The organism is Micromonospora sp. A3M-1-15 (assembly GCF_024213425.1).
GTDB lineage: Bacteria > Actinomycetota > Actinomycetes > Mycobacteriales > Micromonosporaceae > Micromonospora > Micromonospora chersina.
In genome coordinates, this window is the sequence record NZ_JANAVK010000001.1 from 1,113,911 (window position 1) to 1,139,275 (window position 25,365).

The window sequence follows — 25,365 nt, forward strand, 5'->3', positions numbered from 1 at the left end:
CGTGCAGTAGCGTGACAGCCGCCGGTCACCCCCGGTTGTCGAAGGTGGCCCCGCGCGGGCCGGACGAGTGGAGGAGCGCGCCCGTGAAGCGGCCGACCATCGCCGACGTCGCCCGGCGGGCCGGGGTCTCCAAGGGCGCGGTGTCGTACGCGCTGAACGGGCAGCCCGGCGTGTCCGAGGCGACCCGCCAGCGGATCCTGGCGATCGCGGCCGAGATCGGGTTCAGCCCGAGCAGCGCCGCCCGGGCGCTCTCCGGCGCCACCGCCAAGGCGGTCGGCCTGGCCCTGTGCCGGCCCGCCCGGATACTGGGCATCGAGCCCTTCTTCATGGAGCTGATCAGCGGCGTGGAGGCCGAGCTGTCGGCCCGCTCGTACGCGCTGACCCTCCAGGTGGTGGCCGACCAGGAGGCGGAGATCGCGGTCTACCGCCGCTGGTGGGCCGAGCGCCGGGTGGACGGCGTGTTCGTCTGCGACCTGCGCACCGACGACCAGCGGGTGCCGGCGCTGGAGGAGCTGCAACTGCCCGCCGTGGTGATCGGCGGGCCCGGCCACACCGGCAGCCTGGCCAGCGTCTGGTCCGACGACGCGGCGGCCCTCGTCGAGACCGTGGAGTACCTGGTCGCGCTGGGGCACCGGCGGATCGCCCGGGTCGGCGGCCTGCCCTCGCTGCTGCACACCGAGATCCGCACCGACGCGTTCACCGAGGTGTGCCGGCGGCTCGGGCTGGACGAGGCCACCACGGTCTGGTCCGACTACACCGGCGAGGAGGGGGCGCGGGCCACCCGCCGCCTGCTCAGCTCGACCGGCCGGCCCACCGCGGTGATCTACGACAACGACGTGATGGCGATCGCCGGGCTCTCCGTGGCCCAGGAGATGGGGCTGGCCGTGCCCGGCGACCTGTCGATCGTGGCCTGGGACGACTCCCCGCTCTGCCAGCTCGTGCACCCACCGCTGACCGCGCTGGGCCGGGACATCCCCGCGTACGGGGCGCACGCCGCACGGCAGCTCCTCGCCGTGATCGCGGGCGAGCCGGTCACCGGCCTCCAGGACGAGACCGCCCACCTCACCCCGCGCGGCAGCACGGCTCCCCCGCGCCCTCGGTGAACCGGTTCAGCGAACCGGCTGAACGACCAGGTCAGCGCGGCGTCGAGGGGAACTCCTCGAACCACGCCTCCACCCGCTCGGCGGGGGCCGGGCGGGCCAGCGCGAAGCCCTGCCCGTAGTGGCAGCCCGCCCGGCGCGCCCCGGCCACCTGGGCGTCGGACTCCAGCCCCTCGACCACCACCTCCAGGCCGAGCCGGTCACCGAGGTTGGCCACCACGTCGATCAGCGGGCGCTGCCCGTCGGCGCCCGGCCCGACCAGGTGCGGGCCCACCTTGAGCAGGTCGATCGGGAGCCTGCGGAGCTGGGCCAGCGAGGCGTGCTCGGCGCGGAAGTCGTCCAGCGCGGTGCGCACGCCCAGGGAGCGGAGGCCGGCGAGCCGGGCCACCACGGTGGACAGCTCGGCGGCCACCGCCGGCTCGGCCACCTCCACGACCAGGCGCTCCGGCGGCACGTCGTACGCGGCCAGCGCGGTCGCGGTGCGGGCCACGAAGTCGGGCGCGGCCAGCTCCCGGGGCGTGACGTTGACGGCCATCCACAGCTCGCGACCCCCTTCCGACCAGTCCGCGAGCTGCCGGCAGGCCCGGTCCAGCACCCACCGCCCGAGCTCGCCGAGTAGGTCGAGGTCGGCCGCGACGGGCAGCAGCTCGTCCGGCAGCACCGTGCCCAGCGCGGGGCTGCGCCAGCGCAACAGCGCCTCGGTGCCCACCGGCAGCCGGCCGGCCAGCGCCAGCACCGGCTGGTAGACCAGGTCCAGCTCGCCCCGGGCCACCGCGCCCGGCAGCTCCCGCTCCAGGTCCAGCCGGCGGACCAGCTGCTCCTCCAGGTAGGCGTCGTACCACTCGACCCGGTCCCGGCCGAGCTGCACGGCACGCCGCCGGGCCAGGTCGGCCTGGCGCAGCACGTCCTCCGGCTCCCCACCGGTGGTCTCGGCGAGCCCCACGCTGGCCCGGATCCGGCTCGCCCCGCCGGGCCGCGGGCACGGCTCGCCGAACGCGACGAGCAGCCGGGTGCCCAGCGCGTACGCGAGCACCGGCCCCACGTCGGTGAGCACGGCGAACTCGGTGTCGGTGAGCCGGGCCACCACATCGTGCGGGCCGGCGCCGGCCCGGAGCCGGCGGGCGACCTCGGCCAGCACCGGCGCGTCCAGCACCGCCGTTTCGTCGGCGCCGTGCAGGTCGACCACGAGCAGCGCGCCGCCGGCGCGCCGGTCGAGGGCGCGGACCAGCCCGGCCCGGTCGACCGGCGCGGCGCCGGCGGGCGGGTTCTCGTCGCCGACCAGGTGCCGCAGCCGCGCCTCGCTGGCGGCCAGCCGCTCGGCCCGGCGCCGCTGGTCGGCGGCGGCCAGCACCTCCCGGACCACCATGGGCGGGATGACGGACAACCCCAGGGCGATCGCCGGGGCGGTGAACTCCCCCACCGTCCACAGGTGCTGACCGGCGGCCAGCGCCGCGATGCCCGCCGGCGCCGTGAGCCCGGGCCAGGCGGCCGGGGCGGCACCGGTCCGGGGTCGCTCCCCGGCCGCGGTGCGCCGGGCGCCGGCCGCGGTGACCAGCGCGCCGGCCAGCAGCGGCGGCGCGACGGCCAGCACGGCCGGGTCCGGGGCGGCGTAGGCCAGCAGCACCACGAGCAGGGCCAGGCCGCCCAGCGTGGCCGCCGCGCCGGCGTGGCAGCTGGCCGCGCCCGGCCGGCGGCGCCGCTCGGCGAGCGCGGCCACCAGCAGCACGGCCAGCGCCACGGCGCCGCCGACACTGGCGGCCCGCGCGGCCGGCGGCACTCGGCCGGGCGGCAGCAGCACCCAGCCGGCGAAGACGAGGCTGACGCCGAGGCCGGCCACGTCCACGCCGCGGCGCAGCCGCTCCCGGGCGGACAGCCGGGAGCGGCCGGGCAGCCGGAGCAGGGCCACGGCGTACAGCGGGGCGGTCACCGCCAGGCCGGCCAGCGCCACCGGCAGCCGGTGCGCTGGCTCGATCAGCGGCAGCACCGCGACGGTGAGCCCGGCGGCCAGCACGGCGACGTCGAGGATCCCGGCGACCCGGCGGGACAGCGCCACCCGTCGGGCCCGCCGGCCGGTCGGCGTGGCGGCGGGTGCGGACGGCTCGGGCGAGGTGGGCGGGTCGGGCGGGGCGCCGGCCAGCCAGGCGAGGCGGACGCAGGCCAGGGCGCAGCCACCGGCGACGGCGAGCGCCACGGCGGCCGGGCCGGGAACGAGGCCGGCGGCGCCGGCCAGGACGAACAGCGCGCCGGCGAGCGACACGACGAGGTCGGGCAGCGGTGGCCGGCTGCGGGGGCCGGCGGCGGGGTGGGTGACGGGCACGGCGGTCGCCTTCGTGAGGGGGCACGGGGCGGTGCGGTTGCGGTACGACGTGCGGGGTCAGCGGGCAGGGCAGGTCGGGTCTCGGGCACGACCGGCGCCGGACGGGACCGGCGCGGCCACGCCCATAAACGATCCCGGACACCCAGGGTTACGCGACACCGCACGTGACGCCCGTCACACCTATGTGCCGGCCCACGCCTCGCCGCCCGCCCGGATCGCGGCCGGCGCCGGGTGGGATCATCGGGGGGTGAGCCGCGCCGACACCGTCCGTTTCCGCTACAACCAGGCGATCCTGGTCGCCGCGATCGTCGCGTTCATCGGCGCGCTGCCGCTGGCAACCGCGCGCTGGTGGCTGCTCTGGGTGCTGCTGATCCCGCTCGCGCTCGGTGTCTGGGCGTGGCGGGCCGGCACCGACGCGGACGCCCGCGAGCTGCGGCTGCGGGCCCTCGTGGGGCAGCGGCGGGTGCCCTGGACGCGGGTCGCCGAGCTCACCGCCGACGCGCGCGGCCGGGCGGTCGCCCGGCTCGACGACGGCGAGACGCTGGTGCTCCCCGCGGTACGCGCCGCCGACCTGCCCCGGCTGGTCTCCGCCACCGGTCAGGAGCTGCCGGAGTCCGCGGGCTGAGCCGTCAGTAGCCGTCCACCACCCGGTTCACCAGCGGCTCCCCGGCCGCGAACCGGCGTACCTGCTCCCCCACCAGCCGGTACGCCCGCGGCAGCAGGCCGCGGACCGAGCCGGCGACGTGCGGGGTGAGCAGGACGTTCGGCAGGTCCCACAGGGGATGGTCGGCGGGCAGCGGCTCCGGATCGGTCACGTCCAGCGCGGCCCGCAGCCGCCCCGACGCCAGCTCGGCGACCAGCGCCGAGGTCCGGGCCACCGGGCCCCGGGCGGCGTTGACCAGCAGCGCGCCGTCCCGCATCGCGGCGAGGAACTTCTCGTCGACCAGGCCCCGGGTCTGGTCGGTCAACGGCACCAGCAGCACCACCACGTCCGCCTCGGGCAGCAGGGCGGGCAGCTCGTCCACCCCGTGCACCTCCTCGGCCGGGCGCGCCGTCCGGGCGACCAGTGTGAAGCTCACCTCGAAGGGTGCCAGCCGGGCCCGGACGGCCGCGCCGATCGAGCCGGCGCCGACGAGCAGCACCCGCTTGCCGGCCAGCTCGTCGGTCGGGGCCACCTCGTCGTACGCCCACTCGCGGCGGGCCTGGGCACGCGCCAGCGGGCCGAAGCCGCGCAGCGCGGACAGGATCGCGGCGACCACCCACTCTGCGGTGGCCGAGTCGTGCACACCCCGGGCGTCGCAGAGCGTCACGCCGTCGGGAACCCGCCCCACCCAGGCGTCCGCCCCGGCGGAGAGGAGCTGCACCACCGCGAGGTCCGGCAGCTCGGCCAGGAGCGCGCCGGCGTCCGGGCCGGCCAGGAAGGGCGGCACCCAGAACCGCACTCCGGACGGGGACGACGGCAACCGGGCCGGGTCCGTCAGCAGTTCCACGGTGACGCCCGCGGGCAGCTCGCCGAGGAGGCTCCGGCCGGCCGGGTGCGGGATCCATACCTTCACGACCGCCGACGATAGTCGTACCCGGTGGCGCGGGCGGCCGGGCCGTGATGACCGCCGCTCGCCGGGGTTGACGGTCGGCCGCGCGAGGTATAACCGAGTGCGGAACGCCGACCGGCGTTCCGCATGTCGAAGACGGGTGGCCATGAGCGAGGACAGCGCCGGACGTGCGGTCGTGCCGATTCCGGCGCTGGCCGACCCCGAGCGGCTGCGGTCCCTCGCCGAGACCCGGCTCGGCTCGGCGCCCGACGAGGCGTTCGACCGGTTCGCGCGGCTGGTCGGCGACCTGCTCGACGTGCCGGTCGCGCTGGTCTCGCTGGTCACCGCCGACCGCCAGTTCTTCCCCGGCGCGACCGGGCTGCCCGAGCCGTGGGCCGGCCGGCGGGAGACCCCGCTGAGCCACTCGTTCTGCCAGCACGTGGTCGACGTCGAGGTGCCGATGGTGCTGCCCGACGCCCGCCTCTACCCCCGCGTGCGCCGGAACCTGGCCATCGAGGACCTCGGGGTGGTCGCGTACGCCGGGATGCCGCTGACCGACCTGGACGGCCGCGTGCTGGGTTCGCTCTGCGCCATCGACAGCAAGCCCCGGGCCTGGACCGCCGAGCAGCTGCGCACCCTCGCCGACCTGGCCGCCGCCTGCTCCTCGGAGCTGCGGCTGCGGATCGCCGTGGCGGGGGCCGAGCAGGCCCGCCGCCGCGCCGAGGAGGCGCACGACCGGCTCGCCATGCTGGCCGGGCTGAGCGAGCTGCTGGGCGGCACGCTCGACATGACCACGGCGCTGGACCGGCTCGGGCAGGCCATGGTCCCGCTGCTCGCCGACTGGTGCCTGATCACCCTGGTCGACCCGGCGGGCCGCCCCCGGACGGTCTCGGGGATGCACCGGGACCCGGCCCGGGCGGCCGACCTGGGCCGCTTCACCGAGCTGCTGGCCACCGGCCTCGGCCCGGACTCGATCATCCGATCGGTGCTGCGCAGCGGGCGGTCGGTCATGCGGGGCACCGCCGCGCTGGCCGACGTGGAGCAGGGCACCACCCGGCCGGAACTGGCGCCGCTGGCCGACCGGCTGGGCTTCGGCTCGCACCTCACCGTGCCGATCACCGCGGCCGCGGACCGGATCGTCGGCGCCGTCACGCTTGTCAACGGGCCGGCCCGGCGCGGGTTCGACGAGAGCGACCTGCGCACGGCGCTGGACATCGGCCGGCGCGCGGGCCAGGCCGTGGGCAACAGCCGGCTCTACGGCGAGCAGCGGCACGTGGCCGAGGTGCTCCAGCACAGCATGCTGCCCACCCTGCCCGTGGTGCCCGGCATCGAGCTGGCCGCGCGCTACCTGCCGGCGGCCGACCGGGTGGAGGTGGGCGGCGACTGGTACGACGCCTTCGTCCAGCCCGACGGCGAGCTGGTCGCCGCGATCGGCGACGTGGCCGGGCACGACATCGAGGCGGCGGCGACCATGGGCCAGCTGCGCAACCTGGTCCGCGGCGACGCGTACGGGCGGAACGACCCGGTCGACGAGCTCATGACCCACCTCGACCGGGCCATCCAGGGGTTGCCCGTGCCGACCGTGGCCTCCGCCGTGCTGGCCCGGGTCCGCCCGGCCCCGTCCGGATTCCGGCTCTCCTGGTGCAACGCGGGGCACCCGCCGCCGCTGCTGCTGCCCGCCGGGGGGCCGGTGCAGGTGCTGGACGGGACGCGGGGACCGCTGCTCGGCCTGGCCCGCCCGCTCCCGCGCACCCGCCGGGAGCTGACCCTCGCACCGGGCGACACCCTGCTGCTGCACACCGACGGGCTCATCGAGCGCCGCGACCAGCCGATCGACGAGGGGCAGGCCGCGCTGGTCGAGCAGCTCGCCGACGCCGCGACGCTCCCCCTCCCGACCCTCTGCGACCGGCTGCTCGCCGCCGCCCACCGGCGGGAGGACGACGTCGCCCTGCTCGCCCTGCGCGCCCGCTGAGCCGCGGGACCGTTCGTCCGGCCCGGTTCGCCACCCGGCCCGGCTAGGCTGGCCAGGTGAGGTCGCGTCCCCCGTACCCCCGCACCGGCCGCCTGCGGGCGGCGCTGGCGGCGTCCTGCGCGACGCTGCTGCTGGGCACCGCCGGCTGCGCCTTCGGCGACCCGGATCCCGACCCGGCCGGCGAGCCGCCAAACCTCCCGTCGCCGTCGACCTCGGCCAGCCCCGGGGGCGCCGGCCAGCAGGTGGTCGCCACGGTGCTCGCGAAGGGGCTGGCGGTGCCCTGGGGCATCGCCTTCCTCCCCGACGGCGGCGCGCTGGTCACCGAGCGGGACAGCGGGCGGATCCTCCAGGTCGGCCCGGAGTCCGGGCCGGAGGGGATGACCGTCCGGGTGGTGCAGACCGTGCCGGACGTCGCCGCCGCCGGCGAGGGGGGCCTGCTCGGCATCGCGGTCTCCCCGGCGTACGCCCGGGACCGCACGGTCTTCGTCTACTACACGAGCACCGCGGACAACCGGATCGCGAAGCTGGAGCTGGGCCGGCCGCCGACCCCGATCCTCACCGGCATCCCCAAGGCCGGCAACCACGACGGCGGCGGGCTGGGCTTCGGCCCCGACGGCTTCCTCTACGCCAGCACCGGCGACGCCGGGCGCACCGCGAACGCGCAGGACCCGAAGAGCCTCGGCGGCAAGATCCTGCGGCTCACGCGGGACGGCAAGCCCGCGCCCGGCAACCCGACCGCCGGCTCGCCGGTCTGGTCCACCGGGCACCGCAACGTGCAGGGCTTCGCCTGGACGCCGGACAAGCGGATGTACGCCGTGGAGTTCGGCCAGAACACCTGGGACGAGATCAACCAGATCAACAAGGGCGGCAACTACGGCTGGCCGCAGGTCGAGGGGCGCGGCGACGACAAGCGCTACGTCAACCCGATCGTGCAGTGGCGCACCGGCGACGCCTCCTGCTCCGGCCTGGCGGCCGTGGAGCGGCTGCTGGTCACCGCCTGCCTGCGTGGGCAGCGGCTCTGGCTGGTCGGGCTGGCCGGCAACGGCACCGTCCTCGGCCAGCCGCGCGAACTGTTCACCAGCCGGTACGGCCGGCTGCGGGCCGCCGCCGTGGCGCCGGACGGGTCGGTCTGGGTGAGCACCTCCAACCGGGACGGGCGTGGCAAGCCGGCCGGCGACGACGACCGGATCCTGCGGCTGGTCTTCGCCGACGGCGGCGCCGGACGGAGCTGATCCCGCATCCGGCGGGTTTGCCAAGATCCTTCTACGGGCAGGTCAGAATCTCAGCATGGACGGCCAGGAGAACGAGCAGCACGGCGCCGGGGACGAGGCGACCCCGGAGGACGCGCGCGCCCGCCGCCGGTGGCGGCCCGGCACCTGGCTGCGCCGGCTCGGCGTGGTGCTGGCCCTGCTCGTGGTCACGCTGGCCGGCGTGGTGGCCGGCACCTACGCCGGCGGGCACGTCGGCACCGACATCGGGCCGTTCCGCGCGCAGCTCAACCTCAGCCCGTCGCTGAGCGGCGGCACCACCGTCGACATCCCGCCGCTCGGCGCGCTGCTGCTCGACAGCCACGACGGGCCGGCGTACCTGACCGTCGAGCTGGGCGCGCTGGACCAGCGGCGCACCGAGGCGCTGATCGACGACCCGGCGAGCATCAGCCGGGCCAGCCAGTCGGCGGTCGAGGACGTGCGGGCCGGCGTGATGCGGCTCGGCCTGAAGACCCTCGCCTCGTCGGTGCTGGCCACCCTGCTCCTGGCCGGGCTTGTCTTCCGCGATGCGCGCCGCACCGCCTGGGCCGGCGGGCTGGCGCTGGCGGTCACCGCCGGCAGCCTCGGCCTGGCCGCCGCCACCATCCGGCCGCAGGCGATCGAGGAGCCACGCTACGAGGGGCTGCTGGTCAACGCGCCGGCCATCGTCGGTGACGCGCGGCGGATCGCCAACGACTACACCAAGTACGCCGAACAGCTGCAACGGCTGGTCGGCAACGTCAGCAAGCTCTACACCACGGTCTCCGCGCTGCCGGTGGTCCAGCCGTCGCCCGGCACCACCCGGGTGCTGCACGTCTCCGACATGCACCTCAACCCGACCGGCTGGCAGCTCATCCGCACCGTGGTGGAGCAGTTCAACATCGACGTGGTGATCGACACCGGCGACATCACCGACTGGGGCAGCGAGCCGGAGGCGTCCTTCGTCGGCTCGATCGGCCTGCTCAAGAAGCCGTACGTCTACATCCGCGGCAACCACGACTCGGCGAAGACGGCCGCCGCGGTGGCCGCGCAGCCGAACGCCGTCGTGCTGGACAACTCCACGACCACGGTCGCCGGGCTCACCATCGCCGGCATCGGGGATCCCCGGTTCACCCCCGACAAGGAGACCTCGCCGGCCGGCAGCGGGCTCACCAAGGTCGTCGCCGACCAGGTGATCGGGGCCGGCGAGCAGCTCGCCGCCACGGTCAAGGCGTCACCGAAGCCGGTGAACATCGCGCTGGTGCACGACCCGGCCTCGGCCGGCCCGCTCTCCGGCACCTGCCCGCTGGTGCTGGCCGGGCACACCCACGCCCGGCAGGTGTCGAAGCTGCCGCAGGTGCCGGACAAGCAGCCGACCCAGCTCTTCGTCGAGGGCTCCACGGGCGGCGCCGGGCTGCGCGGCCTGGAGGGCGAGAAGCCCACCCCGCTGTCGATGACGGTGCTCTACTTCGACCAGCAGAAGCTGCTGCAGGCGTACGACGACATCACCGTGGGCGGGACCGGGCAGTCGCAGGTCAACCTGGAACGGCACATCATCCAGGACCCGAAGAAGGGTGACCAGGTGCCGGTGACCCCGACCCCGACCCGGGGCGGGCCCGTGTCGCCCGCCCCGAGCGGCAGCCCGACCGCGACGCCGAGCCCCACCGGCTGACGCTCAGCGCAGCGAGAGGGCGGCCAGCGCGGCGTTGACGATGCTGCCGGGCAGCAGGTCGTGCAGCTCGTACAGCTCGCCGACGCTGCCGGACTGGCCGAACTCGTCCACCCCGAGCGGGACCGCCGGCGCGCCGAGCGCCGAGCCGAGCCAGGCCATCGCGTGCGAGGCGGCGTCGTGCACGGTGACCACCGGCACCCGGTCGGCGAAGGCCGACCGCAGCGCGCCGGGCACGCTCGGCACGGTCGCCGTCCGCACGCCCTGGCGCAGCGTCCGCTGCCAGGCCCGGTAGAGCCGGTCCAGGCTCGTCACGTCGACCACGTGCGCCGCGACCCCCTCCTCCGCCAGCTCCGCGGCGGCCGCCAGGACCTCCGGCAGCACCGCGCCGGAGGCGGCGAGCTGCACGACCGGGGCGTCCGCCAGGTGGGGGTACGCCTCGTGCGCGTCGACGAGCCGGTAGGCGCCCGCCACCACCTGCCGGCGCAGCACCGCGTCGCCGAGCCGGGCCCGGGCCGCCTCGAACGGCGCCTGGTCGATCGGCCGGGTGCTGAGCCGGAAGTAGTACGCCCCGTCCTCGGCGGGCGCGGCGGTGGCGGCCGGCGCCGCTCCCCCGGCGATCTGGCCGAGCGCGTCGCAGAGCAGCCAGTCGAGGCTGCCGGCGTACGCGGGCTCGCAGAAGGTGACCCCGGGCAGCTCCAGGCCGACGGAGGCCGTGATGGTCGACTGGTGGGCGCCGCCCTCGGGGGCGAGGGTGATGCCCGACGGGGTGCCGGCGACCACGAACCGGGAGCCGGAGTAGGTGCCGTAGAGGAAGGCGTCCAGGCCGCGCAGCACGAACGGGTCGTAGACCGTGCCCACCGGCAGCAGCGGCTGCCCGGACAGGTCCCACGACAGGCCGAGCTGGCCGAGCAGCAGGAACAGGTTCATCTCGGAGATGCCCAGCTCGATGTGCTGCCCGGCGGGGGTCTCGGTCCAGCGCAGCATCCGGTCCTCGGTCCAGGAGCGCTGCTCGGTGGGGGCGAACACCCCGGTCTTGTTGATGAACCCGGCCAGGTTGGTGGAGGTGGCCACGTCCGGCGCGGTGGTGACCAGGTAGGGCGCCACCTTCGGGTCGCGGGCCAGGTCGACGAGCACCCGGCCGAAGACCTCCTGGGTGGAGACGGGCTTGTTCACCCGTACCTTCGTGGTCTCCGGGACGGTGACACCCAGCGCCCGCTCGCGCGGCGCCCGGGACAGCGCCTCCCGGCGCTCGCCGGCCCGGATGCCGGCCGGGGACGCCGGGTCGAGGCGGTCCCACTCGGTGTCGGGGGTCAGGCCGTGCGCGGCGCGCAGCGCGTCGACCTGCTCGGTGGTGAGCAGCGCGGAGTGGTTGCGCGGGTTGCCGGCGATCGGCAGCCCCCACCCCTTGACGGTGTAGGCGAAGACCACGCTGGGCCGGTCGGTGACCGCGTCGCACTGGGCGTACGCGTCGAGCATCGCCTGGAGGTCGTGCCCGCCCAGGTCGGTGACGAGCGGGCCCAGCTCGTCGTCGGGGATGTCCGCCACGAAGGCGGCCACCTCGGCCGGGGCGCCGTCCAGGAACTGCTTGCGCAGGGCCGGCCCGGCCAGCCCGAACAGCGACTGGTACTGCTCGTTGGGCATCAGGTCGATCCAGTCGCGCAGCGCCGCCCCGCCCGGCCGCTCGTACGCCTCGGCGAGCCGGCGGCCGTACTTGACCTCGACGACGTGCCAGCCGGCGGCCTCGAACTGGCCGCGCCACTGGTTGATCCGCACCCCGGGGACGACCCGGTCCAGCGACTGTCGGTTGAAGTCGACAAGCCACATCACGTTGCCCAGCCCGGTGGTGGCCGGGTCGGCGACGGCCTCCCAGATGTTGCCCTCGTCCAGCTCGGCGTCGCCGATGAGGGCGATGAACCGGGAGTGCGGCCGCTCGCCGAAGTGCGCGTCGACGTAGCGGCGGGTGACCGCGGCGAACAGCGGCGCGGCGGCGCCCAGGCCGACCGAGCCGGTGGAGAAGTCCACGCCGTCCGGGTCCTTGGTCCGGGACGGGTACGACTGCAACCCGCCCCGCGCCCGCAGCTTGGGCAGGTAGGACCGGTCCAGGTTGCCCAGCAGGTACTGGACGGCGTGGAAGACCGGCGAGGCGTGCGGCTTGACCGCGACCCGGTCCTCGGCGTCCAGGTGGGCGAACCAGAGCGCGGTCATGGCGGTGACCAGTGAGGCGCTGGACGCCTGGTGGCCGCCGACCTTCACCCCGTCGCCGGTGTCCCGGTCGTGGTTGGCCGCGTCCACGATGCGGGTGGCGAGCCAGAGCACCCGCCGCTGGATCTCGTCGAGGACGTCGAGGTCGTGCTGGTTCACGGTGACTCCATCCGGGCGTCGCCGTTGACGCCCACGCGCGGGGGGTGCGGGGTGGCCGCGTACTCGGAACAGACCGGGGGCCGCCGCCGGGTCACGACGGCGGCCCTCGGGACGGAACTCAGCCCTGGACGCCGAGGCGCGCCAGGATCAGCTCGCGGACGGTCTTGGCGTCCGCCTGGCCGCGGGTGGTCTTCATGACCGCGCCGACCAGCGCGCCGGCCGCCGCGACCTTGCCGCTGCGGACCTTGTCGGCGACGTCCGGGTTGGCCGCGATCGCCTCGTCGACGGCGGCGGTGAGCGCGCCCGTGTCGGAGACCACCTCGAGGTTGCGGTTGGTCATGATCTCGGTCGGCGAGCCCTCGCCGCCCACCACGCCCTCCAGGACGACGCGGGCCAGCTTGTCGTTGAGCTTGCCGGCGTCGACCAGGCCCTGCAGCTCGGCGACCTGCTCCGGGGTGGCCCCGACGTCGGCCAGCTCCACACCGGTCTCGTTGGCCCGCCGGGACAGCTCACCCAGCCACCACTTGCGGGCGGCGGCCGGGGTGGCGCCGGCGGCCACGGTCCGCTCGATCAGCTCGACCGCACCGGCGTTGACCACCGACTGCATGTCCAGGTCGGACAGGCCCCAGTCCTGCTGGATGCGCTTGCGCCGCAGCCGCGGCAGCTCCGGCAGGGCGGCCTTCAACTCGGCCACCCAGGCGGTGTCCGGCGCCAGCGGGACCAGGTCCGGCTCCGGGAAGTACCGGTAGTCGGTGGCGGTCTCCTTGGACCGGCCGGGGGTGGTGTCCCCGGTGTCCTCGTGGAAGTGCCGGGTCTCCTGGGTGATGGTGCCGCCGGCGTCGAGCACCGACGCCTGGCGCAGCATCTCCGAGCGGACCGCCCGCTCGACCGAGCGCAGCGAGTTGACGTTCTTGGTCTCGGTGCGGGTGCCCCACTCCTCGCCCGGCAGGTTCAGCGAGGTGTTGACGTCGCAGCGCAGCGAGCCCTCCTCCATCCGGACGTCGGAGACGCCCAGCGAGCGGATCACGTCGCGCAGCTCGGTGACGTACGCCCGGGCCACCTCGGGGGCGAGCGCGCCGGTGCCGGGGATCGGCTTGGTGACGATCTCGACGAGCGGGATGCCGGCCCGGTTGTAGTCGACGAGCGACTCGGTGGCGCCGTGGATCCGGCCGGTGGCGCCGCCGACGTGCAGCGTCTTGCCGGTGTCCTCCTCCAGGTGCACCCGCTCGATGCCGATCCGCACGGTCTCGCCGTTGACGTCGACGTCCAGGTAGCCGTCGACGCAGAGCGGCTCGTCGTACTGGCTGATCTGGAAGTTCTTCGGCATGTCCGGGTAGAAGTAGTTCTTCCGCGCGAACCGGCACCACTCGGCGATGGAGCAGTTCAGCGCGAGGCCGATCCGGATGGTCGCCTCGATGGCCGCCTTGTTGGCCACCGGCAGCGAGCCGGGCAGGCCCAGGCAGACCGGGCAGACCCGGGTGTTCGGCTCGCCGCCGAAGTCGGTCGGGCAGCCGCACCACATCTTGGTGTTCGTGCCCAGCTCGACGTGGGTCTCCAGGCCGATCACCGGTTCGTAGCGCGCCACGACCTCGTCGTACGCGGGCAGTGTCGTCGTCATCGCTGCTCCTGCCTCACAGTGCCGGTGGGGTGAACGTGCCGACCGTGGACTCCAGCGCGGCGGCGACCCGGTACATCCGGTCGTCGGCCATGGTCGGGGCCATGATCTGGAAACCGACCGGGAGCCCCTCGGACAGGCCGCACGGGACCGAGATGGCCGGCCCGCCGTACAGGTTCGTCGGGATGGTGAACAGGTCGGCCAGGTACATCTGGTAGGGGTCGGCGGTGCGCGACCCGATCGGGAAGGCCACGAACGGGGTGGTCGGCGAGATGAGCGCGTCCACCCGCTCGAAGGCGGCCGTGAAGTCCCGGGTGATCAGGGTGCGGACCTTCTGCGCCTGCCCGTAGTAGGCGTCGTAGTAGCCCGAGGAGAGCGCGTAGGTGCCGACCATGATGCGCCGCTTGACCTCGGGGCCGAAGCCGGCCTCCCGGGTCAGCGACATGACCTCCTCCAGGGACCGGTTGCCGTCGTCGCCGACCCGCAGGCCGAACCGGACGCCGTCGAACCGGGCCAGGTTGGAGGAGCACTCGCTCGGCGCGATCAGGTAGTAGGCCGGCAGCGCGTACTGGAAGTGCGGGCAGGAGACCTCGACGATCTCGGCGCCCAGCTTCGCCAGCGCCTCCACCGACTCGCGGAACGCGGCCATCACGCCCGGCTCGGCGCCCTCGCCGGTGAACTCCGTGACCACACCGAGCTTCACCCCGGTCAGGTCGCCGGACGCGCCCAGCTTCGCGGCGCTCACCACGTCCGGCACCGGGGCCGGGATGGAGGTGGAGTCGCGCGGGTCGTGACCGGCGATCACCTTGTGCAGCAGCGCGGCGTCCAGCACGTTGCGCGCGCACGGGCCGGGGGTGTCCAGCGAGGAGGAGAACGCCACCAGGCCGTAGCGCGAGGTGCCGCCGTAGGTGGGCTTCGCGCCGACCGTGCCGGTGACCGCGCCGGGCTGGCGGATCGAGCCGCCGGTGTCCGAGCCGATCGACAGCGGCGCCTCGTACGCGGCCAGCGCCGCGGCGCTGCCGCCGCCCGAGCCGCCCGGGATGCGGTCCAGGTCCCACGGGTTGCGGGTCGGGCCGTACGCCGAGTATTCGGTGGAGGAGCCCATGGCGAACTCGTCCATGTTGGTCTTGCCGAGCATCACGGTGCCGGCCCCGCGCAGCCGCTCGACGATCGTCGAGTCGTACGGCGGGCGCCAGCCCTCCAGGATCTTCGAGCCGACGGTGGTCGGCACGCCCTTCGTGGTGAGCACGTCCTTCACGGCGACCGGCACGCCCGCGAGGGGGCCCAGGTCCTCGCCGGCGGCCCGGCGCTCGTCCACGCTGCGGGCGGCGGCCAGCGCGCCCTCGGTGTCGACGTGCAGGAAGGCGTGCACCCGCTCGTCGACGGCGGTGATCCGGTCCAGGTGGGCCCGCGTGACCTCCACGGCGGAGGTCTCGCCGGCCGCCACCAGGCCGGCGATCTCGGCGGCGGTGAGCCGGGTCAGGTCAGTCATGAAGCCACATCCTCGTCCAGGATCCGCGGGACGCGGAACCGCTGCTCCTCGGCGTCGGGCGCACCCGACAGCGCCTCCTGCGGGGTCAGGCACGGCGTCACCACGTCCTCGCGGAGGACGTTGGTCAGCGGCACCGAGTGGGACGTCGGCGGGATGTCCGCCGCGGCGACCTCGCCCACCTGGGCGACCGACTGGAGGATCACGTCCAGCTGGCCGGCGAAGACGTCCAGCTCCTCCTCGGTGACGGCGAGCCGCGACAGTCGCGCGAGGTGCGCGACCTCCTCGCGGGAGATGGCGGCCATCGGGTGCCCCCTTCGTGGCTGTCCTGCTGCGTCTGCGGTGTGCCGGCCGCGCGCTCGCCGGTGACGATGACGCGCGGTGACCGGAGCGAGTCTATTGCCCTCCGGTCGGGTCGACGCCTCCGACTCCCGGTGCCGGCCCGCGGGCACGGTTCAGCGGGGCGGGCGGCGCGGCCCTTCGCCGTCCGCCGCGACGGCCGGGTGGACCGGGCGGTAGCGGGACAGCCAGGCGACCAGTTCCTCGGCCGGCATGGGCCGGGCGTGGAACCAGCCCTGCGCCACGTCGCAGCCGGCCGCGTGCAGCAGCCGCCAGGTGCGCTCGTCCTCCACGCCCTCGGCCACCACCCGCAGCCCGAGCGCCCCGGCCAGCTCGATCATCGACCGGACGATGGCCGCGTCGTCGGGGTCGTCGGCCATCCCGAGCACGAACGACCGGTCCACCTTCACCTCGGACAGCGGCAGCCGGCGCAGGTGCTGCAACGACGAGTAGCCGGTGCCGAAGTCGTCCAGCGCGATGCCGACCCCGATCCGGTGCAGCTGGGTGATGCTGGCCAGCACCCGCCGCGGGTCGGCCATCAGCGCGCCCTCGGTGATCTCCACCTGGAGCCGGTCCGGGGGGACGCCGTACCGGGCCAGCCGGTCGGCGATCTGGTCGGCGATCTCGCCGGTGTGCATGTCCCGGACACTGACGTTGAGCGCGGCGCGCAGCGTGAGGCCGGCCGCCGACCACTTGGCGAGCTGCTCCACCACGTCGTCCACCACCCGGCGGGTGAGCAGCCGCATCACCGCGCTCTGCTCGGCGACCTGGATCAGCTCACCCGGGTCGACCATGCCCCGGCGCGGGTGCCGCCAGCGCAGCAGCGCCTCGACCCCCACCACCTCGCCGGTCGCGATGGCGATCTGCGGCTGGTAGTACATGGTGATCTCGCCGGGATCCCCGGCCGGGTCGTCGAGCCCGCTTCCGCCGCTGCGGCGGGCCCCGCCCGGGCCGCGCCGGTCCGCCGTCCGGGCCGGGGCCGGCGCGGCGTCGCCCGTGGCGCCCGCCCGCCGGCCGGCGTCCGGCAGATCCGGACCGCCAAGCTCCGGACGGTCGGCGGACACGGTCCCGGCCGGGCGGCCGAGCACCGCACCGGGCCGGCCGTGAGGCGCCTCGACCTGCTCCACGCCCGCGGCCGCGGCGTCGAAGGCCGGGGTGAGCCGGTCACCGTCACCGGGCGCGGCGGCCGGGGTGAGCCGGTCGCGGTCGTCGGGCGCGGTGGCCGGGCCTTCGGCTCCGGCGGCCGGGCGCGCGGCCCGACGGCGGATCGGGTCCGCGCCCGTGACGATCCGGTTGATCAGCTCGTCGTCGTGCCGCACCTCCACCCGCTCGCGCCGCCGCAGCCCCCACCGGCCCGACCGCTCCAGCGTGCGGCGCGGCCCCGGCCGTGCCGCACCGGCACCGTCCGCGGGCCCGTCCCCGGGCCGCGCACCGCCGGCCCGGCCGCCGTTGCGGGGCAGGGCGTCGCCGCGGGCCGGCCGCGCCGACGGGTCCGGCAGGCCGGGCGCCGGGGCGAGGGCCGCGCCGTCGCCGCCGCGTACGCCGGTCGGCTCCTCGGCCGGGGCCCGCGGGCCGGACTCCAGCACCCTGCGCAGGTCGGCGAGCAGGCTCAGCCGCTCGGCGGAGTTGTGGTCGGACTCGGCCGCGTAGACGGCGACCGTGTCGTTGCGGTGCTTCGCGTCGTACATGGCCACGTCGGCATGGCGCATCAGGGTGGCGAAGTCCTCGCCGTGCTCGGGGAAGAGGGCGATGCCGATGGAGCCGCCCACGTCCAGCGGCAGGCCGTCCAGCGGCACCGGCTCGGCGAGCGCGGCCACCACCCGGTCGGCCCGCTCGCGGGCCTGGTCGGTGCCGGTGAGCCGGGGCACGACGATGGCGAACTCGTCGCCGCCGAGCCGCGCCACCAGGTCCTCCTCGCCGACCACCTCGATCAGCCGGGCGCTCACCTCGACCAGCAGCCGGTCCCCCACGGCGTGCCCGAGCGCGTCGTTGACGTGCTTGAACCGGTCGAGGTCGAGCAGCAGCAGGGCCAGGTGGGCGTCCGGCTCGCCGCGGGCCGCCCGCTCGGCGTGCAGGTGCACCTGCTCGGCCACCTCGGTGAGCAGGGCCTTGCGGTTGGGCAGCCCGGTCAGCGGGTCGAGGTCGGCGAGCTGTTCCCGCTCGGCGGAGAGCCGCGCCATCCGGTAGACCGCGAACAGCGGCACCAGCACCAGCGGGATCAGCGCGGCGCTGGCCCGGGCGGCGGCCACCAGCACCGGGGCGAGCAGCAGCAGCGAGCCGGTGGAGAGCAGCTCGTAGGCCAGGCCGAGCCGGACGGCGGGCCACCAGCGGTCGCCGAACCGCAGCCGGATGGCGGAGCTGACCAGGCCGTAGTTGACCACGAACCAGGCCGCCGTGGCGCCGCCCACCGCCGCCACGTCGGTCCAGTGCAGCCGGCCGCCGTCGAAGAGCTCGCCCGACCCGAGCCGGGTGACCCCGTACGCGGCGGCCAGCGCGCACGCGTACTGGGCCCCGTTGAAGGCGGTGCGCCAGCCGGCGTAGCCGAGCCGCCAGCCGGAGACGGCCACCGCCACGGCCTGCACCGCGACGGCCGGGCCGAGCCCCCAGCCGAGCAGGATGGCGAAGGTGAAACACGTCGACGGGAACACCGCCGAGGTCTGGCGCCGGCCGGGCGGCACGAACGGCCGGGCGTCGCAGGCGACGGCGAGCGCCGCCATGGTCCAGAAGGCGGCCGGCAGGTGGGGCAGCTCGTCGGGGAGCGCGGCCAGCGGCCCGGCCGAGACGAGCAGGGCCAGGACGCCGACCACGCTGACGAAGCCGAAGAACGGCCCGGTCCGCCCGGGCGGGACGGAGTTTCGCGGGTCGCCGGTCTCCATCGCACCTCCCGGGATCGGCCCCGGCGCGCGCCGTCACACGCCGTACGCCAATGAAACGCCCTCGGTGCCGATTTCCCCGACACGACAGTCACGAATCGGTCGTAGTCGTAATTAAGTTGGAATACGCGGCAGGCAGCGGCGCGAGGGCGGGGTCAGCCCTCGACGCGGGCCACCTCCCGGGCCGCGTCCGGGCCGGACTCCAGCAGCACCCGGAAGCCGTCCTCGTCGAGGATCGGCAGCTTCAGGTCGGCCGCCTTGTCGGCCTTGGACCCGGGGTTGTCGCCGACCACCACGAAGCCGGTCTTCTTGGAGACCGAGCCGGTGACCTTGCCACCCCGGCTCTGGATCGCCTCGGACGCCTGGTCACGGCTGAAACCGGCCAGCGTGCCGGTGACCACCACCGTCACCCCGTCGAGCGGGCGCGGACCCTCCTCGCCGGCCTCCTCGGCCATCCGTACGCCCGCCTCGGCCCACTTGCGCACCACCTCGCGGTGCCAGTCGACGGCGAACCACTCCTTGATGCTGGCCGCGATGGTCGGGCCGACCCCGTCCACCGAGGACAGCTCCTCCTCGCTCGCCGCGTCGATCGCCTCGACCGAGCGGAAGTGCCGGGCGAGGGCCTGGGCCGCGGTCGGGCCGACGTGCCGGATGGAGAGCGCGACCAGCACCCGCCACAGCTCGCGTTCCTTGGCCACGGCCAGGTTGTCGAGCAGCTTGGTGGCGTTGCTGCCCAGGCTGCCGTCCTTGTTGACGAAGAACGGCGAGCGGGAGAGCTGCTCGGCGTCGAGGGCGAACAGGTCGCCCTCGTCGTGGATGATCCCGGCGTCGAGCAGCGCGGCGGCCCCCTTGTAGCCGAGAACCTCGATGTCGAAGGCGCCCCGGCCGGCCAGGTGGAAGACCCGCTCCCGCAGCTGGGCGGGGCAACTGCGCGAGTTCGGGCAGCGGATGTCGATGTCACCCTCCTTGGCCGGCGCGAGCGGGGTGCCGCAGGCCGGGCAGGTGGTGGGCATGACGAACGGGCGCGCGTCGGCGGGACGCAGGTCGACCACCGGGCCGAGCACCTCGGGGATGACGTCGCCCGCCTTGCGCAACACCACCGTGTCGCCGATGAGCACGCCCTTGCGCTCGACCTCGCGGGCGTTGTGCAGGGTGGCCAGGGCGACCGTGGAACCGGCGACCCGGACCGGTTCGAGGACGGCGAACGGGGTGACCCGGCCGGTGCGCCCCACGTTGACGTCGATGTCGAGCAGCTTGGTGGTCACCTCCTCCGGCGGGTACTTGAAGGCGATGGCCCAGCGCGGCGCGCGACTGGTCGAGCCGAGCCGGCCCTGGATCGAGACCGGGTCGACCTTGACCACCACGCCGTCGATCTCGTGCTCGACGTCGTGCCGGTGCTCGGCGTAGTAGGCGATGTATTCGGCCACCCCGGCCAGGTCGGGCACCACCCGCCAGCGGTCGCTGGTGGGCAGCCCCCACGCCTTGAGCGCCGCGTAGGACTCGGACTGGGCGGCCGGCTGGAAGCCCCGCCGGGCGCCGATGCCGTGCACCACGAGACGCAGCGGTCGGGAGGCGGTGATCCGCGGGTCCTTCTGGCGCAGGCTGCCGGCGGCCGCGTTGCGCGGGTTGGCGAACGGGGCCTTGCCCTGCTCGACCAGGCCGGCGTTGAGGTCGGCGAAGCCGGCCACCGGGAAGTAGATCTCGCCGCGCACCTCGAGGAGCTCCGGCACGTCGGGGAAATCGTCGGAGGGGGTCAACCGGGCCGGCACGTCCCGGATGCTGCGCACGTTTGCGGTGACGTCCTCACCGGTGCGCCCGTCGCCCCGGGTGGCGGCCCGGACCAGCCGCCCCTTCTCGTAGGTCAGGTTGATGGCCAGGCCGTCGACCTTCAGCTCACAGAGGTAGGGCACCGGGCCGCCGGCGTCCCGCTCGACCCGCTCGGCCCACGCGGCCAGCTCCTCGTCGGCGAAGGCGTTGTCGAGCGAGAGCATCCGCTCGGCGTGGGCCACCGGGGTGAAGTCGGTGGAGAAGGTGCCGCCGACGCGCTGGGTCGGCGAGTCGGGGGTGCGCAGGGCCGGGTATTCCTCCTCCAGGGCCTCCAGCTCGCGCAGCTGCTTGTCGAACTCGGCGTCGGAGACGGTCGGCGCGTCCAGCACGTAGTAGCGGTATTGGTGCTCGGTGAGCTCCTGGCTCAGCGTGGCGTGCCGCTCCCGCGCCTCCGGGGTCGGTTCGGCGCCCGCCGCCGCCTCCTGCGCGGCGCTGACCGTCTGGGGAATCGCTTCTTCGGACACCCTGCCGCCTTCGGACACCGCTGTCGACCTCCCGTGATCGTGCTACCCCCGCACCGTAGCGGGCGGGCCTGACAACCGCCCCCGCCCCGTCGTTCCGTTCCCCGTCGATCATGAGGTTGGCGGCGCCGAGGCGGACATTCCACCGCGCCAACCTCATGATCGACCAGCGGTTACCGGGTCGTGGCCGGGGTCGTGGTGCGGGGCGGCGGGGTGGTCGGCGTGCGAGGATCGCCGGGCGGCGGTGGGCCGGCACGGGCGAGAGGCAGGGGTACGGATGCGCGACGGGCTGCTCTGGGCGGCGGTGATCGTGGCCTGCGTCGCGGCCGGCTGGCTGTGGGGCGAATGGCGACGCCGGGCCGCTGACCGGTCCTCGGAGGCGGGTCGGCGCGCGGGGCGCCGGGGCGGGGCGGACGGCAGGTCCCCTCGTGGTTCGCGCCCGGAAAAGGACGCGCGCACCCGCGGCGGCACCCGCCCCGGCGGTGGGCGCCCGGGCGGTGAACCGGCGCGCGGGCGTACCGGCGCGGCGCCGCGGCCACGGGACGCCGGGCGGGGTCCGGCGACGGCGCCCCGGGCCGGGGATATCTGGTGGGCCGACGTGCCCTACGCCGACGGGACCGGCTCGAAGGTGCGCCCCTGCCTGGTGCTGCGGGTCGACGGCCGGGACGCCGACGTCCTGAAGATCACCAGCCAGGACAAGTCGGAGCGGGACGACCACGTGCCGATCCCGACCCGGAGCTGGGATCCGAACGCCGACCACGACAGCTTCCTGGACATCAGCGAGCCCATCCCGCTGCCCCTCGCCGCGTTCGAGGACCGGGCCGGCCCATGCGACCCCGACCTCTGGCACGCCATCCGCCGCCTCCCCCACCTGACCCCCTGACCCCCCGGCCCCCACCACCCGGCCGCCCCACCGCCCACCCGAGTCGATCATGAAGTTATTGCGCCGCTCTCCGGCGTGTCGTGGCGATAACTTCATGATCAACGCGCTCGGGCCGCGCGGGGGAGGTCAGTCCAGGGGGGTGGTCAGGGTCGTTAGTTGGTTGGCGTATTCGATTCGGGTGGACCAGGCGGGTGGCCAGGCCGACATGCCGTGGGCGGCGCCGACGAAGGCGCCGGCCAGGGCGGCGATGGAGTCCGAGTCGCCGGCCGTGGTGGCGCCGCGGGCCAGCGCGCCGACCGGGTCGTCGGCGTGCCGCAGCGCGCAGAGCAGGGCGGTGGCCAGGGCCTCCTCGGCGATCCAGCCCTCGCCGGTGAGCCGGCACGGGTCGCCGCCGTCGTCGGGTCGGGCCAGCGCCGCGTCGAGCCGGCCGAGCACGCGCAGGCACTCGTCCCAGCCCCGGGCGATGAACTCCTCCGGCGTGCGCTCCCCCGCGCGCTGCCACAGGTCGCCGAGCCAGTCGGCCCGGTAGACCGTGCGCTGGGCGTGGGCCCGCTCGGTGAGCAGCCCGGGCAGCTCGGGCAGGGCGGCGCCGTCGCGCAGCAGCCGGACCGCGTACGCGGTCAGCTCGCTTGCCGCCAGGCCGGTCGGGTGGCCGTGGGTCAGGCCGGCCTGGAGCTGGGCCAGCCCGGCCAGGGTGTCGAGGTCGACGTCGAGCAGCCCGACCGGGGTGACCCGCATGTTGGCGCCGCAGCCCTTGGAACCGGCGACCGTCGCGTCCTGCCAGCGGGTGCCCCGGTCCAGCTCGGCGCAGGCGCGCAGGCAGGTCATGCCGGGCGCGCGGTTGTTGTCCGGGCTGACCGCCCAGTCGAGGAACCGCCGCCGCAGCAACGGCTCCACCGCCTCCGCCGTGTAGGCCGGGGCGTCGTGCAGCGCCCAGGCCACGGCGAGCGCCATCTGGGTGTCGTCGGTGACCAGCGCGGGATCGCCGGTCAGCTCGCGAGGGCCGGCCGGACCGTAGCGGCGGACGATCTCGGCGACGGTGAGGAACTCGGTGGGCTTACCCAGGGCGTCGCCGTAGGCGAGGCCGAAGAGCGAGCCGGCGGCGCGGCGCGGGGCGGAGTCGATCACGGTGGCGATCATGCCCCGCCCGCGCAAGACCCGCCCGGTCAGTCCCAGCAGAGGCAGAACGGGTGCCCGGCCGGGTCGGCGTAGACCCGGAAGCCCTCCCCCTCGCCGGGCAGCCGGCGGGCGCCCAGGGCCAGCGCGGCCTTCTCGGCGGCCTCGATGTCGTCGACAGTCACGTCGAGGTGGAACTGCTGCGGCCGCTCCGGGTCGGGCCACTCGGGGGCACGCAGGTCGAGCGCCTTCTGGAAGGCGAGACGCGGCTGGTGGCCCGGCCGGCCGCCGAGCACCACCCAGTCGTCACCGTCGGAGTTGTCCTCGATCAGCGGGAGGCCGAGCAGCTCCGCGTAGAAGCCGGCCAGCGCGCGCGGATCGGGGCAGTCGATCACCACGGAACGCAGCTGTCCAATCATGCCGGTCATCCTGCCCCCGCCGTGCGACAGGAAACCTCACTCCTCGGCGAGCCGGCGGCCGGCGTCCCGGCAGGCGGCGAGGACCGCCCGCACGTACGCCGGCGTGGCCCCGGCCAGGCCGCAGGCGGGGGTGACCACCACCTGCTCGGCGAGCTGCCGGCGGGGGAAACCCAGCTGGTCCCAGACCCGGCGTACCCGGTCGGCGACCTGGGCCGAGGTCGGCGCGCGACCGGCCGGCGGCGGCAGCGCGGGCGCGGCGCCGGCCAGCAGCCCGAGCCCGGCGTCGATGGCCTCGCCGAGCGGGTCCAGGTCGGTGACCAGGGCGAGGTCGAGGGCGACGCCGGCGGCCCCGGCGGTGCGGATCAGGTCCAGCGGCACGTCCGGCGCGCAGCAGTGCACCACGGTGGGCACGCCGGCCGCCTCGATCACGCCGTGCAGCAGCGCGCGGGCCACCTCGGACCCGACCGCCCGGTGGGTGCCGAAGCCGCTCTCGGTGGGCACCCGGCCGGCCAGCACCGCGGGCAGCGACGGCTCGTCGAGCTGGAGCAGCACCGTGGCGCGGGGCAGTCGCCGGGCCACCGACGCCACGTGCCCGCGCAGTCCCTCGCCGAGCGAGCCGGCGAGGTCCCGGACCGCGCCGGGGTCGCGCAGCAGCCGGCCGCCGATCGGCAGCTCCAGCGAGGCGGCCAGGGTGAACGGGCCGGCGGCCTGGACCTTGACCGGGCCGGCGTACTCCTCGGCCTGCTCGGCGAGCTGGTCGAGGTCGCGTTCCATCAGGTCGCGGGCGCGGCGCAGATCCTTGCCGGGGCGCGGGGCGATCCGCCAGCGGGCCGCGTACAGCTCGACGGGCAGCTCGACGAGGAGGCCGCCGGTGCGGCCGATCAGGTCGGCGCCGGGGCCCCGGGCGGGCAGCTCCGGCAGGTGCGGCAGGTCGGGCAGCTCACCGAGCACGACGCGCTGCGCCTCGGCGACGTCGGTGCCGGGCAACGACCCGATCCCCGTCGCCGTGCCCACTCCCCACGGCCAGGTCGTCTCACTCACCGCCGCAGCCTATCCACCGCGCCGCGCGGCTCGAGGCTCAGCCGGTGATCGTGGCCGAGCCGAGGACGACGTCGCCGGCCGGATCCGGGCGGTACGCCACGATCGCCTGGCCGGCGGCCACCCCACGCACCGGGCGGCGCAGGTCGGCGTGCAGCCCGTCGGCGTGCAGCGAAACGGTCGCCGGCACCACGTCGCCGTGCGCCCGCAGCTGCACCTCGCACTCGATCGGCCCGTCGGGGCGCGCGCCGCCGGTCCAGACCGGACGGGTGGCCCGCACCTCGGCGACCTCGAGGGCCTCGGCCGGGCCGACCGTGACCGTGTTGGTCTTCGGGGTGATGGAGAGCACGTAGCGCGGGCGGCCGTCCGCGGCGGGCCGGTCCAGGTGCAGGCCGCGCCGCTGACCGACGGTGTACTGGTAGGCGCCGGTGTGGCTGCCCACCACCGCGCCGGTGAGCGCGTCCACCACCTCGCCGGGGGCCTCGCCGAGCCGCTGGGACAGGAAGCCCCTGGTGTCGCCGTCGGCGATGAAGCAGATGTCGTGCGAGTCCGGCTTGTCGGCCACGGCCAGGCCGCGCCGGGCGGCCTCCGCGCGCACCTCGGCCTTGGTCGAGTCGCCCAGCGGGAAGATCGACCGGTCGAGCTGCGCGCGGGTGAGCACCGCGAGGACGTACGACTGGTCCTTGGCCGCGTCGACGCTGCGGCGCAGCAGGCCGTCCGCGCCGAGCCGCGCGTGGTGGCCGGTGACCACGGCGTCGAAGCCCAGGGCCACGGCCCGGTCCAGCACCGCGGCGAACTTGATCTTCTCGTTGCAGCGCAGGCACGGGTTCGGGGTACGGCCCGCCGCGTACTCGGCCACGAAGTCGTCCACCACGTCCTCATGGAACCGGTCGGCCATGTCCCAGACGTAGAACGGGATGCCGAGCACGTCGGCGGCGCGGCGGGCGTCCCGGGAGTCCTCCAGGGTGCAGCAGCCCCGGGCGCCGGTGCGGTAGGTCTGGGGGTTGCGGGCCAGCGCCAGGTGCACGCCGGTCACGTCGTGCCCGGCCTCCACCGCGCGCGCCGCCGCCACGGCGGAGTCCACCCCGCCCGACATCGCCGCCAGAACCCTCACCAGCTCACTCC

18 protein-coding genes are annotated in these 25,365 nt (G+C 75.6%); 6 read left to right on the forward strand and 12 right to left on the reverse strand.

Translation table 11 applies throughout. The features are described 5' to 3' along the window. Positions 1–83 precede the first annotated feature (83 nt). Entirely contained in the window at positions 84–1,103 is a 1,020-nt protein-coding gene (locus NLX85_RS05055; RefSeq protein ID WP_254331845.1) for a LacI family DNA-binding transcriptional regulator, read from the forward strand. Between the two features lie 31 nt (positions 1,104–1,134). On the opposite strand, the gene NLX85_RS05060 is transcribed toward NLX85_RS05055, so the two are convergent. Next, positions 1,135–3,417, reverse strand: coding sequence for an EAL domain-containing protein (locus NLX85_RS05060; RefSeq protein ID WP_254331846.1), 2,283 nt, complete (start codon positions 3,415–3,417; stop codon positions 1,135–1,137). Between the two features lie 247 nt (positions 3,418–3,664). On the opposite strand from NLX85_RS05060, the gene NLX85_RS05065 reads away from it, so the two are divergent. Beyond that, complete coding sequence (locus NLX85_RS05065; RefSeq protein WP_187399617.1) at positions 3,665–4,042, forward strand: PH domain-containing protein; 378 nt, start codon at positions 3,665–3,667, stop codon at positions 4,040–4,042. A gap of 4 nt (positions 4,043–4,046) precedes the next feature. On the opposite strand, the gene NLX85_RS05070 is transcribed toward NLX85_RS05065, so the two are convergent. After that, on the reverse strand, positions 4,047–4,973 hold the full coding sequence (locus NLX85_RS05070; RefSeq protein WP_254331847.1) for a 2-hydroxyacid dehydrogenase: 927 nt from the start codon (positions 4,971–4,973) through the stop codon (positions 4,047–4,049). 142 nt (positions 4,974–5,115) lie between these two features. Here NLX85_RS05070 and NLX85_RS05075 point away from each other — a divergent pair, with 142 nt between their 5' ends. The 3 genes from NLX85_RS05075 to NLX85_RS05085 are packed head-to-tail and all read left to right on the forward strand — an operon-like array spanning position 5,116 to position 9,819. Then, complete coding sequence (locus NLX85_RS05075; RefSeq protein WP_254331848.1) at positions 5,116–6,921, forward strand: SpoIIE family protein phosphatase; 1,806 nt, start codon at positions 5,116–5,118, stop codon at positions 6,919–6,921. Positions 6,922–6,977: 56 nt separating this feature from the next. Continuing rightward, positions 6,978–8,153: a sorbosone dehydrogenase family protein gene (locus NLX85_RS05080; RefSeq protein WP_254331849.1), complete on the forward strand. Its 1,176-nt coding sequence runs from the start codon at positions 6,978–6,980 to the stop codon at positions 8,151–8,153. A gap of 55 nt (positions 8,154–8,208) precedes the next feature. Continuing rightward, entirely contained in the window at positions 8,209–9,819 is a 1,611-nt protein-coding gene (locus tag NLX85_RS05085; protein WP_254331850.1) for a metallophosphoesterase, read from the forward strand. A 3-nt stretch (positions 9,820–9,822) separates the two neighbouring features. On the opposite strand, the gene NLX85_RS05090 is transcribed toward NLX85_RS05085, so the two are convergent. The 6 genes from NLX85_RS05090 to ligA form a co-directional block, all read right to left on the reverse strand. After that, positions 9,823–12,180 carry a pyruvate dehydrogenase gene (locus tag NLX85_RS05090; protein ID WP_254331851.1) on the reverse strand — a complete coding sequence of 786 codons (2,358 nt, stop codon included), beginning with the start codon at positions 12,178–12,180 and terminating at the stop codon, positions 9,823–9,825. 118 nt (positions 12,181–12,298) lie between these two features. Next, complete coding sequence (gene gatB / locus NLX85_RS05095; RefSeq protein ID WP_254331852.1) at positions 12,299–13,798, reverse strand: Asp-tRNA(Asn)/Glu-tRNA(Gln) amidotransferase subunit GatB; 1,500 nt, start codon at positions 13,796–13,798, stop codon at positions 12,299–12,301. Between the two features lie 13 nt (positions 13,799–13,811). After that, complete coding sequence (gene gatA, locus NLX85_RS05100; RefSeq protein ID WP_254331853.1) at positions 13,812–15,287, reverse strand: Asp-tRNA(Asn)/Glu-tRNA(Gln) amidotransferase subunit GatA; 1,476 nt, start codon at positions 15,285–15,287, stop codon at positions 13,812–13,814. Beyond that, positions 15,284–15,589: an Asp-tRNA(Asn)/Glu-tRNA(Gln) amidotransferase subunit GatC gene (gene gatC / locus NLX85_RS05105; RefSeq protein ID WP_254331854.1), complete on the reverse strand. Its 306-nt coding sequence runs from the start codon at positions 15,587–15,589 to the stop codon at positions 15,284–15,286. The genes gatA and gatC overlap by 4 nt, the downstream gene beginning before the upstream one ends. Positions 15,590–15,739: 150 nt before the next feature. Next, on the reverse strand, positions 15,740–18,499 hold the full coding sequence (locus NLX85_RS05110) for an EAL domain-containing protein (RefSeq protein ID WP_254331855.1): 2,760 nt from the start codon (positions 18,497–18,499) through the stop codon (positions 15,740–15,742). A 152-nt stretch (positions 18,500–18,651) separates the two neighbouring features. Continuing rightward, complete coding sequence (ligA, locus tag NLX85_RS05115) at positions 18,652–20,787, reverse strand: NAD-dependent DNA ligase LigA (protein WP_254331856.1); 2,136 nt, start codon at positions 20,785–20,787, stop codon at positions 18,652–18,654. Positions 20,788–21,061: 274 nt separating this feature from the next. Here ligA and NLX85_RS32945 point away from each other — a divergent pair, with 274 nt between their 5' ends. After that, the gene (locus NLX85_RS32945; RefSeq protein WP_256566130.1) at positions 21,062–21,667 is read left to right on the forward strand and encodes a type II toxin-antitoxin system PemK/MazF family toxin; all 606 of its coding nucleotides are present in this window, start codon (positions 21,062–21,064) and stop codon (positions 21,665–21,667) included. Positions 21,668–21,793: 126 nt separating this feature from the next. Here the strand turns inward: NLX85_RS32945 and NLX85_RS05125 are convergent, their stop codons facing one another. From NLX85_RS05125 to mnmA, 4 genes are read right to left on the reverse strand one after another with little or no spacing between them, the layout of a single operon-like run. After that, entirely contained in the window at positions 21,794–22,807 is a 1,014-nt protein-coding gene (locus tag NLX85_RS05125; protein ID WP_254331858.1) for an ADP-ribosylglycohydrolase family protein, read from the reverse strand. A 26-nt stretch (positions 22,808–22,833) separates the two neighbouring features. Further along, a complete protein-coding gene (locus NLX85_RS05130) occupies positions 22,834–23,202 on the reverse strand; it encodes a VOC family protein (RefSeq protein WP_192579901.1) in 369 nt (122 codons plus the stop codon). A gap of 36 nt (positions 23,203–23,238) precedes the next feature. Then, positions 23,239–24,243 carry a methionine synthase gene (locus NLX85_RS05135; RefSeq protein ID WP_254331859.1) on the reverse strand — a complete coding sequence of 335 codons (1,005 nt, stop codon included), beginning with the start codon at positions 24,241–24,243 and terminating at the stop codon, positions 23,239–23,241. Between the two features lie 37 nt (positions 24,244–24,280). Next, complete coding sequence (gene mnmA / locus NLX85_RS05140) at positions 24,281–25,354, reverse strand: tRNA 2-thiouridine(34) synthase MnmA (protein WP_254331860.1); 1,074 nt, start codon at positions 25,352–25,354, stop codon at positions 24,281–24,283. Positions 25,355–25,365 lie beyond the last annotated feature (11 nt).